Source organism: Salibacterium lacus (genome assembly GCF_042684865.1).
GTDB classification, from domain to species: domain Bacteria; phylum Bacillota; class Bacilli; order Bacillales; family Marinococcaceae; genus Salibacterium; species Salibacterium lacus.
In genome coordinates, this window is the sequence record NZ_JBHUML010000003.1 from 26,282 (window position 1) to 40,437 (window position 14,156).

Genomic DNA, 14,156 nt, shown 5'->3' on the forward strand with positions numbered 1-14,156 from the left:
ACGTGACACTGGTATAATTTCTTTGCTTACTGTAATACCATCATAGACATGAAAACTGCCTGACTGGTGTTCTGCCGGCCAGGTTTTTCTATGTTCAACCACATGAGAAAGGAGTAAACATCATGGAAGGAGTAACTGCGTTATCATTGCTGCCGCCTGCGCTGGCGCTTGCCATGATCATCGCCACCCGCAGAGTGCTCCCGTCCCTCGGAGCAGGAATTATAATCGGGGCTCTGCTCTTGAATGACTGGGGCATTCTTGCCGCGCTTGCCGATATATGGGAATCATTCGCCGTCATTTTCGTTACAGACGGAGCGTTGAACAACTGGGAGTTATTTATTATTTTATTCCTGCTGCTGCTTGGCATCACAGCATCTCTGATCAGCTTTTCCGGAGGAAGCCGGGCGTTTGGAAACTGGGCACTCCACCGTATCAAAACGAGAACCGGTGCGCAGCTTGCCACATTTGTTTTCGGCATTCTTATCTTTATTGATGACTACTTTAACAGTTTAACCGTAGGACAGGTGAGCCGGCCGGTTACCGACCGGCACCGGATTTCAAGGGCTAAACTTGCTTATATTGTCGATTCGGCTGCTGCTCCGATCTGTGTACTGGCCCCTTTATCAAGCTGGGGTGCTTATATTATCACCCTGCTGGATGACATCACAGGGAACTACAGCGAAGTGTCCATGAGCGGATTTCAGACCTTTCTCGCTGTACTTCCAATGAATTTCTACGCCCTGTCGGCCATCACACTTTTGTTCCTTGTCATTGCATGGAATATCGATATCGGACCGATGCGAAAACATGAAGAACGGGCCCTCCTTCATCATGAACTGCTCGATCCAGCGCGTGCTTCGATTCCGGGAGAGCAGGTTTCCAACCTGGACGAGCACCAAGGGCGCGTGCGTGATCTCGTCCTTCCAATTGCTTCCCTTATTATCAGCACCGTGATATTCATGGTATACACCGGGGTCCGTGCCGCTGAAACCGTCACCCCGATTACCATCTTTGCAGAGACGGATGTTGCGCTGTCTCTCGTTCTTGGAGGATGTATCGGCCTTATTGTTTCCATGCTGTTCACATGTGGAAAGCGTCCGGCTCCCCGTACATTCATGCTGGCTGTCTGGAACGGGGCCAGGTCTATGATGCCGGCGATCTACATTTTAATCCTTGCCTGGATGATTGTATCTTTCATCGGCGAACTGAAGACAGGGGAATACCTCGCCGGACTGCTGGATGGGTCCATTCCCGCCTCGTTTCTGCCGGCTCTGCTTTTTTTAACAGCGGGATTGATTGCCTTTTCGACCGGAACGTCCTGGGGAACCTTTACGATTTTGCTTCCCATTGCGGCAGAGACAGCTTCTGTTATTGATATTACGATGCTGCTGCCATTTCTGGCTGCCGTCATTGCAGGCGCCATTCTGGGGGATCATATTTCTCCGATTTCGGATACGACCATATTATCCTCCACCGGAGCCGGAAGCCATCACATCGACCATGTGATCACACAGCTGCCTTATGCAATTATCGCAGCCGCTGTCTCCTTTATCGGATTTCTTGTACTCGGTTTTACCGGCAGTACTACAGCCGGGCTGGCTGTATCGCTTGTGCTGCTTCTGCTGACAGCCCTTTACCTGAAAAACACGATTGAAACACTTCATGACGGAAAAGAAGTCGTATCCAAACCGGAATAAACATGAAAAATCACCCTTCCCGCAGAGAAATCTTTGTTTAAAGAGGAACAGAAAAGGAAAAAAGAATAGTATAAGACGTTCGTCATGGAAAAAGGGAAGGGTGTTCATATGGAAGTATTAATTGTTATTATCGCCATTATCATCGCCGCCGTCTATTTCTCTCCGTTTTTTCTGGAAAACCTGCAGGCGTCATTCCCCTATTTTAACTCGTTGATGCGGATCCGCTATACGATTATTTTCGGAGGAATCGGGCTGCTTTACGGACTGGCTGAAGGACAGGTGAATATTCAAAGTCTGTTTCTTGGTATGATCGCAGGCAGCTTTGTCGATTTTCAGCTCCGCAGCACACAGAAATATTAGAATTGTGACATGAACATGGAACAGCTGAACAACGAAAAGAATCTGGGACAAAACCTCTATAAGATAGAAAAATGCCGAATGATTTTAAAACATCGTTCGGCATTTTTCGTTGCTGAGACAAACCGCTGCGCCAAAATGGTTCGCTTTTACTCCGGAGCACAAGGGCGACATCGATTCGCGGGGGCTCATCGTGTCTTCTTTGCACTCCGGAGTACAAGAGCGACATCGATTCGCGGGGCTCATCGTGTCTTCTTTGCCGTGGGCGCGGCTCGCGGCCGTATGGATGCAGAAAATGCATGCGTTCGTTTGCTGCGTTCAGATTGGGTGGACGGACGTTCACTTGGAATGGGTCCCAAGGCACTTCAGGGTATCATGCCGCCTCTCAAACGTCGTTGGGCATGTCGCCTAAGGCACTTTAGAGCACCAAATACACCCCTAAACGTCACTATGAATGATTCCTAAAGCACTTTAGAGGGTTCTGTGCCCCCGTAAACGTCATTATCCTATGGAAGTACGCCGCGTGCAGGCGCCGTCCTGAACGCACATCCTGCGGGGTACACTGCCGCCGAAAAATAAGAAGATAGAGTCCACGAACTACTCGTTTATGGACACTATCTGCCGGTGCAGGCAGGCACAGCGTCCCCAAACACTATCTCCGTGGACACTAAGTATGCAGCTGGGCATTCTAGTGTTCACAGAGCCGCTGTCGGTTTGATGCCGCTCTTGTGCTGTAGAGAAAAACGGCCCGCCTCCGATTAAGGAGACGGGCCGTTGTTTTTAATCGAGTTTTATACTGTCTTAGGAGTCCTGTCAAAGCAGCGCTTGTAAATCCATTCATAATCCGGGATGCTTAAATCGCGCGGGTTACCCTCGGTCTGCGGGTCTTCCATCGCTGCTTTGGCAAGCTGTTCTGTCATCTCCGGATCAACCCCCTGCTCTTCAAGAGATGGAATGTCGAGCTCTTCTGTCAGATCATACATCCAGTTCACAGATGCCCTGGCTGCTTCTTCTGTGGACATTGAGGCCGTATCGATGCCAAACGCCTGGGCCGCACGGGCAAAGCGTTCCGGCGCAGCTTTCCAGTTATATTCCATGACCGGTCCCATCATGGCCGCGACACACTGACCGTGTGCAACCGGAAGGATACCGCCGAGTGTCTGGCTCATCGCATGGGCAGCGCCTGCTGATTCACTGCCGTAGGCAAGACCTGCGAGCATAGCGGCCTGGGACATGCCGTAGCGGGCTTCAAGGTCCGTACCGTCGGCATACGCGCGGCGGATATATTTCGCAGCATATTCCATCGCCAGGAGGGCGACAGCATCTGTGACCGGCTGGGCGAACTTCATCGTATAGCACTCCACCGCATGGGAGATCACATCAATCCCCGTCATCGCTGTCACATGCGGGGGCATGGAAACGTGAAGTTCCGGATCAATAATCGTCAGGTGCGGCGCAATCAATGTACCGCCTGTATTAAATTTAATTCGTCGGTCTTCATCTGTAATCACCGCCCACTGCGTGACTTCCGAGCCGGTACCGGCTGTTGTAGGAACAGTGACAAGCGGCGGAATCCGGTGCTCAAGCGGTTTTTTTCCTTCCGCGTCTTCGTAATCCAGCACACTGCCTTCATGGGTCACCTCGACCCCGACAGCCTTCGCTGTGTCCATCGGACTGCCGCCTCCGACCGCGACCAGACCGTCACATTCTTCCTGTGTATATAGGTTGGCACCTTTTTCGATTAAACGGACCGGAGGGTTCGGCTCTATATCGCTGAATATTACAACGTCCACGCCTGCTTCCTCCAACTTCTCTTTAACCGGGCGGACCACACCTGTTTTATAGAGGGCGGGTCCTGTCACCAAAAGTATTTTTCCGGCGCCAAGGTTCTGCACTTCTTCCCCGATATGCCGGACAGCGCCGATTCCATGCTTAATTGTCGTCGGAATATCAAAAGAATGATACCCCAGCATATGCTCGACTTTCATATTCAGACTCATCATCATACCTCCCAATCATTCAACAACATGATAACATGTTTTTCGATTGGTACTATGATGTAAACCAGTGGAGAGGTTCAGGGTTTTTGTTGCGGAAAATGTGTTTTGTTTCCGTATACTCTTCCAGACCTGGTTTGCCGAGTTCACGGCCTATTCCGGATTGTTTAAAGCCGCCCCACGGTGCCTGTGCAAAGTACGGATGGAAATCGTTAATCCAGACAGTGCCAAGACGCAGTCCTGCTGCAACTTCCTCCGCCTTGCCGATATCGGTGGTGAATACAGCGCCGGCGAGACCGTAAATCGTGTCATTTGCTTGTGTCACAGCTTCTTCCCGGCTGCTGAACTTCTCTACGGTAAGAACAGGGCCGAACACTTCTTCCTGCACAATCGTCATATCCGAAGTGCAGTTACTGAAAACAGTCGGCAGGTAGAAAAAGCCATCCTGCAGTTCCGGATCGTTCGGGCGGCTGCCGCCGACTTCCAGCTTCGCGCCTTCTTTCTGCCCGATTTCCACATACTTTTCCACTTTGTCCCGGTGTTCGGCTGAAATAACCGGACCGGACTGCGTACTTTCGTTAAATCCGTTACCGAGCTTAATACGGCCGGCGCGTTTCACGAGTTCTTCCACAAAGTCATCATGGATGCTTTCTTCCACAAGCAGACGTGCTCCTGCCGAACATACCTGTCCGGCATGGAAGAAGGCCGCATTCAGTGCCTGATCGACAGCGAGTTCAAAATCTGCATCGGCAAACACAATGTTTGGGTTCTTGCCGCCAAGCTCAAGGGCAAGTTTTTTCACATTGACGCTGGCTGCCTGCATGATTTTCTTACCGGTATCGATACCTCCTGTGAAGGAAATCAAATCGACATCGGTGTTTTCGGATAGTTCCGATCCCGCATCGGCGCCTTTACCGAGGATCAGATTGGCAGCACCTTTTGGCGTGCCTGCTTCCTCCATCAGTTCAAAAACTTTTACTGTCGTGAGTGGAGTGATTTCACTTGGTTTTACGACAATCGTGTTTCCTGTTGCAAGGGCCGGTGCAATTTTCCATGCTGCCTGAAGAAGTGGATAGTTCCAAGGCGTAATCTGTCCACAGACACCCACCGGCTCATGAACAACCTTACTGTCGGAATCCGGAATCGGCGAAGCAATCACTTCCCCGCCGTCTTTATCTGCAAGACCGGCAAAATACTGAAATACACCGGCGATATCTTCCATATCCACACGGCTTTCTTCAAACGTTTTTCCGGTATCCAGTGTTTCTAGTTCAGCCAGTTCTTCTTTGTCCCGGCGGATAAAATCCGCGATTTTCTGTACGACATCTCCTCTTTCAGCTGCAGGAAGTGCTGCCCATTTCCCATGGTCAAATGCCCGGCGCGCTGCCTGGATGGCTGCTTTTGCGTCTTCACGGTTCCCTTCCGCGGCTTCAGCCACCTTTTCACGATTGTACGGGTTAATGATTGTTCTCGTTTCCCCGGACGCTGCCTCTACCCAGGCACCATCAATATACATTTTCTTCAGCATCCAATCGTCCCCTCCTCGTCTGCAAACAAAACATTTAATTTGTTAATAAAATTTTTAACGTTCGGAATGTGTTTAATTTATCACCTGGTATTTTTGTTGTCAAACAGGAGGAGACAACATTTTTCGGATTTTTTCTTTGATAATTACTCATTTTGCGTTATGATATGAAAGCAAAGAATATGTTTAACAAGTTTAATGTTAAAGGTGAAGGAGGATGGGATTGGGTTACTCTTCAGACGAAAAAGCCCGGGCATCCCTCGATCATGCCAAAGAAATCGTTGTAGATTCCATTGCCGAAACGATGGATTTATACGGTGTCACCCGGAGTGCGGGGACGCTGTACGGAACCATATATCTTGAAGGAGATATGACACTGGATGAGATGCGCGAAAAGCTTGGAATGAGCAAACCGAGCATGAGTACCGGGGTAAAAAAACTGCAGGAATTCAATGTCGTCAAAAAAACATTCCGCAAAGGAAAAAGAAAGCAGACGTACGTCGCAGAGAAAGATTTTTTCCAGTTTTTCTCTAATTTCTTCGCTCAGAAATGGGAAAGAGAGGCAAAAATTAACCTCCATTCCATTCAGGAAGCACAAGAGCTGCTGGCTGAAATTATAGACGATGACAACGTTTCCCCTGTCCTGCAAGAGGAAGCAGAGGAAGCATACCATATTATGGAGAATTCAAAAACGTATTACAGCTGGCTGAATAAATTGGTGGAAAAAATCGAAACAGGTGAGATTTTCGACTTAATCCCCATCGATGACGAACAAAACGGAGAAGCATAAGAAAGAGAGAGCGTACCGAAAGGAAGCTCTCTCTTTTTTACTTTATAATCAGCACAGGGCAATCGACCCGCTTTGCGACCTTATGGCTGACACTGCCGAGCACCATCGTCTGCAGCTGATTCAGCCCCCGGCTTCCGAGTACCACACAGTCGTAACTGCCCTCATTGGCAAATTTCACAATCGACGGACCAGGTTCCCCGTGTTTCAGGTGAATATCATAAGAGATGTTTTCCTGCGTTAAAATATCTTCCATAGGTGTCAGTTTCTCTTTTCGTTTTGTCTGAATGACATCTGTGTTTCCGTAATGAAGCACATCCGTCTTTGATGTATCCACGTCCACCACATAGATGACGTCAATGTGCGGTTCCTCTTCTCCTTTAACAAGACCGATGGCGTGCCGGACCGCCCTCAGGGAATGGTCGGAGCCATCGGCGGCAAGTAAAATGTTTTGATACATGATGTTTCTCCCCTTTCATTCTCTTCTTCCATCATACCTTGTTCTATGGCCCAAAAAAAGATGCGCTGTTTCAGCGCACCTTCGTTTTTAATGTCCCGAAGAAAGGCCGTCCAGACGTTGTAACAGCCTGGAACTTTCCTGGTTTATCCCTGACAGAACCACCTGCGTCCCTTTCTGTCGGTATTTGGCTTTTATTTTCTCAAGAGCTTCCACCGCGGAATCATCCCAAATATGCGCTTGTGACAAATCGATTTCCACCGTTTCCGCCTGAGCGTCATAATCAAAACTCTTCGTAAACTCGGTGACCGAAGCAAAGAACAACTGACCTTCCACGTGCAGGATTTTATGAGAGACTGAGCTTTCTGCTGCCTCTGTCACCTTCACCCGGGATATTTTCGCAGCAAAGAAGATGGCACTTAATACCACGCCGGCGGCGACTCCTTTGGACAAATCGTGAGTGACCACAACAGTAGCAACGGTTACAACCATGACAGTCGAATCACTCTTTGGCATCTTTGGAATCATTTTCAGTGAGTTCCAGTCGAATGTACTGATCGACACCATAATCATAACTCCTGCTAAAGCGGCAATCGGTATCTGCACAACAAGATCGCCGAGCACCAGGATCAAAAACATTAAAAATACTCCCGCAGTTAAAGAAGAAAGACGACCGCTTCCACCGGATTTCATATTAATCATGGACTGCCCGATCATCGCACAGCCGGCCATTCCTCCGAAAAACCCGGTTACAACGTTGGCATACCCCTGTCCGCGTGATTCTTTGTCTTTATCACTTTCGGTATCTGTCATGTCATCCACAATCGAAGCAGTAAGCAGCGATTCCAGCAGACCAACAGCTGAAAGCGCGAGTGCATAAGGGAAAATAATCTGCAGTGTTTCAAACGTGAGTGGAATTTCCGGAATCAAAAAGACCGGCAGCGTATCGGGCAGTGCCCCCATATCCCCCACTGTTTTTACATTCGCCCCAAAAGATACAGCCAGTACTGTGACAGCAATGATAGCGATCAACGGGGAAGGTACAGCCTTCGTTACTTTGGGAAATAAATAAATAATAAAAAGCGTGGCACCAGCAAGGGCGTACATGAGCCAGCCGGCTCCCTGAAAATGCTCCACCTGGGATAAGAAAATCAGAATAGCGAGTGCATTGACGAAACCAACCATCACCGACCTCGGCACAAATTTCATCAGACGTGACAACTTACTCCAGCCGAAAATAATCTGAAGTATACCTGTTAGTATGGTAGCTGCAAGCAGATACTCCAGTCCATGCTCGGCAACGAGGCTTACCATTAATAATGCCATCGCTCCCGTTGCTGCAGAAATCATACCCGGACGGCCGCCGACAATAGCAATAACAACTGCAATGCTGAACGAAGCATACAGTCCTACCATGGGATCAAGACCTGCCACAAGAGAGAATGCAATGGCTTCCGGAATCAAGGCCAGGGCGACGACCATACCGGAAAGCACGTCACCACGGACGTTTCCGAACCAAACCTCTTTCCATTTTGTTAAATTCAATAGTTTCTGTCTCCTTTATTAAATTTGGGCAGCGCCCATTGTTCTGCTTTTGTCCCGAACAAAAGCAACCGTTGTGAACAAAGGGATTGTACCACAAAAAGAAACAGAGACCAATGTCCATGTAAGCGTTCGTCATATGCTATTTTCTCCTACAGATATAGCATTTTCTCTTTTTTTCTTATATTTTCGTCCATCCGACCAAAAATAACGTTGGTAAACGGTGAAACGGTCGTTTTCAAGCCTTATGTTCCCATTCGCTGTAAAACTGTTCCAGGTAATTAATCATAAATTTCTGCCGCTTCGATGCAATATCTGCAGCGGTACGGGTGTTCATCAGCGATTTCAGCCGCAGCAGCTTGTTATAGAAATGTCCGATGGCTGTATTGTGTTTTTCCGCGCCCGGAAGGTCCGGACGATGCAGGGTTTCTCCAATTTCCCCGGCGTGGGCGAAGGTTCTCGCAATACCGATGGCTCCAACCGCATCCAGCCGGTCCGCATCCTGCACCACCTGCCCCTCCAGGGTGCGCATCACAGCCTGTTCCCCATTTCGAAAGGACATCGTTCCAATAATATCCATGACTTGATTCTCTGTTTCCTGATCATCCACATGTTTCGTGAGCCACTGCTGTACGTTCCTTCGCCCTTTTTCTTCCGATTCGTTTACTTTCTCATCTGCTATATCATGCAGCCAGGCTGAAAGTTCGCATACAAACGCGTCGGCGTTTTCCTCTTTGGCCAGGTAAACCGCCTGCGAAACAACCCGCTCTGTGTGCCAGTAATCATGGGAAGGCCCCGTCTTTTCAAAAAAAGATACAGCTTCTTTCTTTGCCTGTTCCAGTATCCACGATGTATTCACTTGCACCACCTCCGCCTGTTTTCTTCTATTTTTCACCAGATTGCATCAGCTTGTAAAGCCTTCTTTTTCCTCCTTCTTCCCTTTCCCTTTCCACGTGGTGATTATGTTATAATGATTGGTACGGTTTTTGTACGATAAGGAGGGAATAGGGTGCGTTTTTTGACGAAAACATACATCCGGGAACTTGGCGGATCCACGATATATAACAGAGGGCTTACCTATTGGAAGGAAAATCGGGTAACCCCTGTCAGTGAAAATACAGCAGGCTCTTTCACAAAAATCAAATCGCTCGTCTCCGGCACCGAGGATTACACCGTCGATATTGTGTTTCACGAAGACGGAGAGGTGCAGGAAGCCGATTGTAACTGTCCGGCTTTTGAAGGCGGTATGGAGATCTGTAAACACATAGCAGCGGTCCTGCTTTCCAAAGCCGCTCCCGAAAAGCCTGCCCCTGCAGCAAAGGATAGGAAAAAACACAGCATGAATTCCCGTCCGGAGGAAACGGAACAGGACGCAACAGCCTCATTAAAGAAACTGTTCATTGATTATTTTGCCGGACGCATGCAGTCTGTCGAGTCGGTCGGAGAAGCCCTTCATACCGAATTCATTCTTTCCTTCCAAAAAGATAGAATGCACCCGCAGGAACAGTATTTTTCCGTTCAGATGAAAATCGGTACAGACAAGCTCTACGTCGTGAAAGATATAGAATCCCTGTTGTCCGCTATGAGACAGCGTTCGCTGCTGCCGTTCACGAAAAAATTTACGTTTGATCCGACTTATCATTATTTTGAAGAAACGGATCTTCATGTCATCCAAAAGCTTGAAGAAATTATACGAAACCAGAAATGGAATGACCGGCAGACGAGTTTGGTGTTCACAGAAAGTACAGGACGTTCCGAGATCACCATTCCTCCCGTGGCTGCCGCTGATATGATTGAAGCGCTTCTGGCGTGCAGTAATGTGCTCGTCCGCCCCTCCATCGGACAGCCGGTTCCTCTGACAGTAAAACAACAGTGGCCGGGTACTTTCCAGCTGCACCAGGACGGGGGGAACTACTATTTATCCTACTCGTCTTTTGACCACCCGCCGCGGAAAGTAAGCCTGACCCCCTACTACGTCTGGAACGACCGGCTATACGAAATGAAAGGAGAAAACGACCGTCATACGGAGCTGCTTTTTCATATGCTGATGGATACTCCGGCCGGAAGGCTTCCACTGGATCACCATGACCTGGAGCAGGTATATGCTGCTGTTGCTTCCTCCCTGCAGGAGACAAACCGGTTAACGGTGGAACCGGAGGTGGAAGAAGCAGTGGAATCCCATCCGCTGCAGGCGAAAATCTATCTGGATAGTGACGGGAGTACCATACAGGCGGACCCGCTTTTCTGCTACGGTCCGCATTCCCTGCACGCCGTCACCGAGAAGCGGGACGCAGGAGCGGAATCGTCTCTTTTAATCCGGGATTCCCAAAAAGAAGAAGATGTTCTGCAGGATATTGAATCCGCGGGTTTTCATTGGAACGGACAGACGTTGTCACTCAGCGATGATACGTCCATTTATCACTTTTTGACGGAGCTTCTTCCGTCTCTCAAAGATAAAGCAGATATTTTCATGAGCCGCGAGGTAGAGAGCATGCTTATTTCTCCGGAACGTTTTTCGGTTGATTCAGCGCTCGACGAATCGTTTGGCTGGCTCGACATTTCCTTTCAGACCGACGACCTGAATGAAGAGGAACTGCGCGAACTCATGCAGAGCCTGAAAGAAAAACGTACGTACCATAAGACAGCTGACGGACGATTCGTTCCGCTGGATAATGAGCTGCTTCAGGGCGTGCAGGATTTTCTTGAAGAAACCGGCTCTTCGGCAGAAGACTGGCAGAGCGGCACGCTCCGGCTCCCTGCCTACCGGGCCTTTCAGGCGGAAAAACATTTCAGCACCGGCCTTCACTGGCAGAAAAGCAGCAGGGTGGAACAACTGCTTCATGACATACAGACCCCCGAGCAGTTTAAATATCCGTTTCCAAAAGACGTACCAGCTGACGTCCGCGAGTATCAGGTGAATGGCTTTCAGTGGCTGAAAGCCTTATCGACTTACGGGTTCGGCGGCATTCTTGCTGACGACATGGGGCTCGGTAAAACGCTGCAGACACTAAGTTACATGTTGTCTGAACGACGTGAACGCCCGGATGCGCCGCCATTTCTCGTTACCGCGCCGTCTTCTCTTGTGTATAACTGGAAGAATGAAGCGGAGACGTTTACCCCGGAATTGAACGTGCGCCTGATTGAAGGCAGCAAGGCCTCGCGGCGCAGCCGGCTGGAATCAGCGGAAGAGGCTGACATTCTCATTACCTCCTATCCACTGCTGCGCCGTGACATTGACCTGTATGAAGAGAAGACGTGGCATGGACTTATTCTTGATGAAGCACAAGCGTTGAAAAACAACGCATCCAAAACGTTTCGGGCCGTACGGCGGGTACGGACAGAAAAAACTTTTGCACTGAGCGGAACGCCGATTGAGAATAAAATTGACGAATTATGGTCTCTCTTCGCGATTCTGATGCCGGGACTTTTCCCGGATATCCAGTCATTTAAAAACATGGAGATGGAAAAAGTAAGACACCGCGTATCTCCATTCATACTGAGAAGAACAAAAAGCGATGTGCTCACAGAACTTCCGGACAAAATAGAAACAACGCTGCACTGTGAGCTTACCAAAACGCAGCGCGAAACGTATGTCGCCTACTTGAACCGGATCAAGGAAGAAACAGCCAATCAGCTGAAACAGGGAAGCTTCCAGCAGAACCGGATGAACATTCTCGCCAATCTGACGAGACTGCGCCAGCTCTGCTGCCACCCCGGCATGTTTCTTGAGGAGTACCACGGCGGGTCCGGCAAGCTTGAAGAATTGATGAGCGTTATGGAGAACGCGCGGGAAAACGGTAACCGTGTCCTCGTTTTTTCCCAGTTTACCTCGATGCTTACATTTATCAAAAACGCCTTTGATAAAAAGGGATACTCTTACTTTTATCTTGATGGAAAGACCCCCGGGCAGCAGCGGGTGCAGATGACGGAGGATTTCAACGAAGGAGAGAAAGAGGCGTTTCTTATTTCCCTCAAAGCCGGCGGAACCGGGCTAAACCTGACCGGTGCGGATACTGTTATTCTGTTTGACCTGTGGTGGAACCCGGCAGTGGAAACGCAGGCTGCCGACCGGGCGCACCGGATCGGACAGCAGAAGGCCGTTCAGGTTATTAAACTGATCTCACAGGGGACGATTGAAGAAAAAATACAACAACTGCAGGATCGAAAGAAAGCATTGTTTGATCAGGTCATTCAATCCGGAGAAACAAATTTATCTTCTTTGTCCGAAGAGGATGTAAGAGAGCTGCTTAACCTTTAAGCAGCTCTCTTTTTCTATGGGTAAAATCGAGAATTTGAGCCACACTATAAAAACGGAATTCCCGGCCGTGCCTGCCGCGGATGAAAACACGTACAACGGAGGGTGGCTCATGCTTTACGTAAATATCATACTGCTTGCGTTTCTTATTCTTTTGACCGCTTTTTTCGTTGCAACCGAATTTGCCATTGTCAAAGCACGCAGTTCAAAGATCGAACAATTGAAAGCCGGCGGAAACAAAAAAGCAGACGCGGCCATGAAAGTGATGGACGGCCTTGATGAATACCTCTCTGCCTGCCAGCTCGGGATTACCATTACCGCTTTGGGGCTTGGGTGGCTCGGGGAACCAACCGTGGAGCGGATCCTCCACCCAATTCTCGCCTTTTTTCCCCTTCCTGAAGCAGCTTCATCTATTATCAGCTTCATCCTGGCCTTTGTTCTTGTCACCTATTTACATGTTGTCATCGGTGAACTGGCGCCGAAAACATTTGCGATTCAAAAAGCAGAAGCACTGGCCTTGGCATTTGCCAAACCGATTATCTGGTTTTACAGAATCATGTACCCTTTTATCTGGCTCTTGAACGGATCAGCCCGCATGCTCACGCGGTTGTTCGGCATCCGGCCGGCCTCTGAACATCAGACCGCCCACTCAGAAGAAGAGCTTCGCATTATCTTGTCAAAAAGCCTGGAAAAAGGGGAAATCAATAGAGCCGAATACGACTTCGTCAACCGGATTTTCGCGTTTGATAACCGTTCCGCCGGAGACATTATGATTCCGCGTACGGAAATGGTGACCGTTTCTACAGAGGACACCATTGACGAGACCGTCCAATTGCTGTCGAAAAATCCGTATACGCGGTACCCTGTTATCGGCGAAGATAAAGACGACGTTGCCGGTATGATTCATGCGAAAGAAGTGCTTGCTGCACGTGCTTTGGCTCCCGCAGAACCGTTCTCTCTTTCTGTCTGCATGCGGCCGATGGTCCAGGTCATCAAGTCCACCCCGCTTACAGAACTCCTCGTCACGATGCGGGAAGAAGAAACCCACATGGCAGTACTCCTCGATGAGTACGGAGGAACAGCCGGAATTATTACGGTAGAGGATATACTGGAAGAAATCGTTGGAGAAATAAGAGATGAACTGGACATTCATGAGGAGGCGCTGATTCAACCGCTGAATGAACAGCAATCCCGCTTTTTACTGGACGGGAAGGTGCTGCTGGAGGAAGTAAATAAAAAACTGGAGCTCGATATAAAAGAAGAGCCGGTGGACACACTCGGGGGATGGCTGCTGTCGGTAAAACCGGATATTCAAAAAGACGAAAGCGTCACCCACCGCAGCTGGACCTTTATCCCAAGAAAGCTAACAGGCCGGCAGATTAAATCTGTAGAAGCGGCAAGAAAAGAAAGCCTTTCCTCATGACCAGGCTTTCTTTTTCTCTTCCCATTCGTTTTCCAGTATGCTCATCTCGCAGATGGACCAATACTCCCCACTTACCATACGAATATCCCTTTTCCGCCTTTCATGGGCAAAGCCCG

10 protein-coding genes are annotated in these 14,156 nt (G+C 49.1%); 5 read left to right on the forward strand and 5 right to left on the reverse strand.

The genetic code is table 11. The annotated features are described in order from the left end of the window. The first annotated feature begins 122 nt into the window (after window positions 1-122). Window positions 123-1,697 carry a Na+/H+ antiporter NhaC family protein gene (locus ACFSUB_RS10770; RefSeq protein WP_380713266.1) on the forward strand — a complete coding sequence of 525 codons (1,575 nt, stop codon included), beginning with the start codon at window positions 123-125 and terminating at the stop codon, window positions 1,695-1,697. A gap of 108 nt (window positions 1,698-1,805) precedes the next feature. Further along, window positions 1,806-2,057 carry a hypothetical protein gene (locus ACFSUB_RS10775; RefSeq protein WP_380713267.1) on the forward strand — a complete coding sequence of 84 codons (252 nt, stop codon included), beginning with the start codon at window positions 1,806-1,808 and terminating at the stop codon, window positions 2,055-2,057. A 788-nt stretch (window positions 2,058-2,845) separates the two neighbouring features. Here ACFSUB_RS10775 and ACFSUB_RS10780 read toward each other — a convergent pair. Continuing rightward, a complete protein-coding gene (locus ACFSUB_RS10780) occupies window positions 2,846-4,054 on the reverse strand; it encodes an iron-containing alcohol dehydrogenase (RefSeq protein ID WP_380713268.1) in 1,209 nt (402 codons plus the stop codon). A 52-nt stretch (window positions 4,055-4,106) separates the two neighbouring features. Then, window positions 4,107-5,579: a betaine-aldehyde dehydrogenase gene (betB, locus tag ACFSUB_RS10785; RefSeq protein WP_380713269.1), complete on the reverse strand. Its 1,473-nt coding sequence runs from the start codon at window positions 5,577-5,579 to the stop codon at window positions 4,107-4,109. 214 nt (window positions 5,580-5,793) lie between these two features. Between betB and cudC the strand changes: the two genes are divergently transcribed. Further along, window positions 5,794-6,366, forward strand: coding sequence for a choline uptake/conversion transcriptional regulator CudC (gene cudC / locus ACFSUB_RS10790; protein ID WP_380713270.1), 573 nt, complete (start codon window positions 5,794-5,796; stop codon window positions 6,364-6,366). Window positions 6,367-6,403: 37 nt separating this feature from the next. On the opposite strand, the gene ACFSUB_RS10795 is transcribed toward cudC, so the two are convergent. From ACFSUB_RS10795 to ACFSUB_RS10805, 3 genes are all read right to left on the reverse strand, one after another. Next, a complete protein-coding gene (locus ACFSUB_RS10795) occupies window positions 6,404-6,823 on the reverse strand; it encodes a universal stress protein (protein WP_380713271.1) in 420 nt (139 codons plus the stop codon). Between the two features lie 87 nt (window positions 6,824-6,910). Then, entirely contained in the window at window positions 6,911-8,365 is a 1,455-nt protein-coding gene (locus ACFSUB_RS10800; protein ID WP_380713272.1) for a SulP family inorganic anion transporter, read from the reverse strand. Between the two features lie 235 nt (window positions 8,366-8,600). After that, window positions 8,601-9,221 (reverse strand): HD domain-containing protein, encoded by a 621-nt coding sequence (locus ACFSUB_RS10805; RefSeq protein WP_380713273.1) that lies wholly within the window; start codon window positions 9,219-9,221, stop codon window positions 8,601-8,603. Window positions 9,222-9,371: 150 nt separating this feature from the next. Between ACFSUB_RS10805 and ACFSUB_RS10810 the strand changes: the two genes are divergently transcribed. Then, a complete protein-coding gene (locus ACFSUB_RS10810) occupies window positions 9,372-12,620 on the forward strand; it encodes a DEAD/DEAH box helicase (protein WP_380713274.1) in 3,249 nt (1,082 codons plus the stop codon). Between the two features lie 109 nt (window positions 12,621-12,729). Beyond that, window positions 12,730-14,040 (forward strand): hemolysin family protein, encoded by a 1,311-nt coding sequence (locus tag ACFSUB_RS10815; protein WP_380713275.1) that lies wholly within the window; start codon window positions 12,730-12,732, stop codon window positions 14,038-14,040. The last annotated feature ends 116 nt before the right edge of the window (window positions 14,041-14,156 follow it).

What these genes read in the sequence shown, in the direction of transcription:
- betB (WP_380713269.1), bottom strand. Translation starts at nt 5,579, where the DNA reads ATGCTGAAGAAAATGTATATTGATGGTGCCTGGGTAGAGGCAGCGTCC.
- cudC (WP_380713270.1), top strand. Translation starts at nt 5,794, where the DNA reads ATGGGATTGGGTTACTCTTCAGACGAAAAAGCCCGGGCATCCCTCGAT.
- ACFSUB_RS10770 (WP_380713266.1), top strand. Translation starts at nt 123, where the DNA reads ATGGAAGGAGTAACTGCGTTATCATTGCTGCCGCCTGCGCTGGCGCTT.
- ACFSUB_RS10795 (WP_380713271.1), bottom strand. Translation starts at nt 6,823, where the DNA reads ATGTATCAAAACATTTTACTTGCCGCCGATGGCTCCGACCATTCCCTG.
- ACFSUB_RS10780 (WP_380713268.1), bottom strand. Translation starts at nt 4,054, where the DNA reads ATGAGTCTGAATATGAAAGTCGAGCATATGCTGGGGTATCATTCTTTT.
- ACFSUB_RS10775 (WP_380713267.1), top strand. Translation starts at nt 1,806, where the DNA reads ATGGAAGTATTAATTGTTATTATCGCCATTATCATCGCCGCCGTCTAT.
- ACFSUB_RS10815 (WP_380713275.1), top strand. Translation starts at nt 12,730, where the DNA reads ATGCTTTACGTAAATATCATACTGCTTGCGTTTCTTATTCTTTTGACC.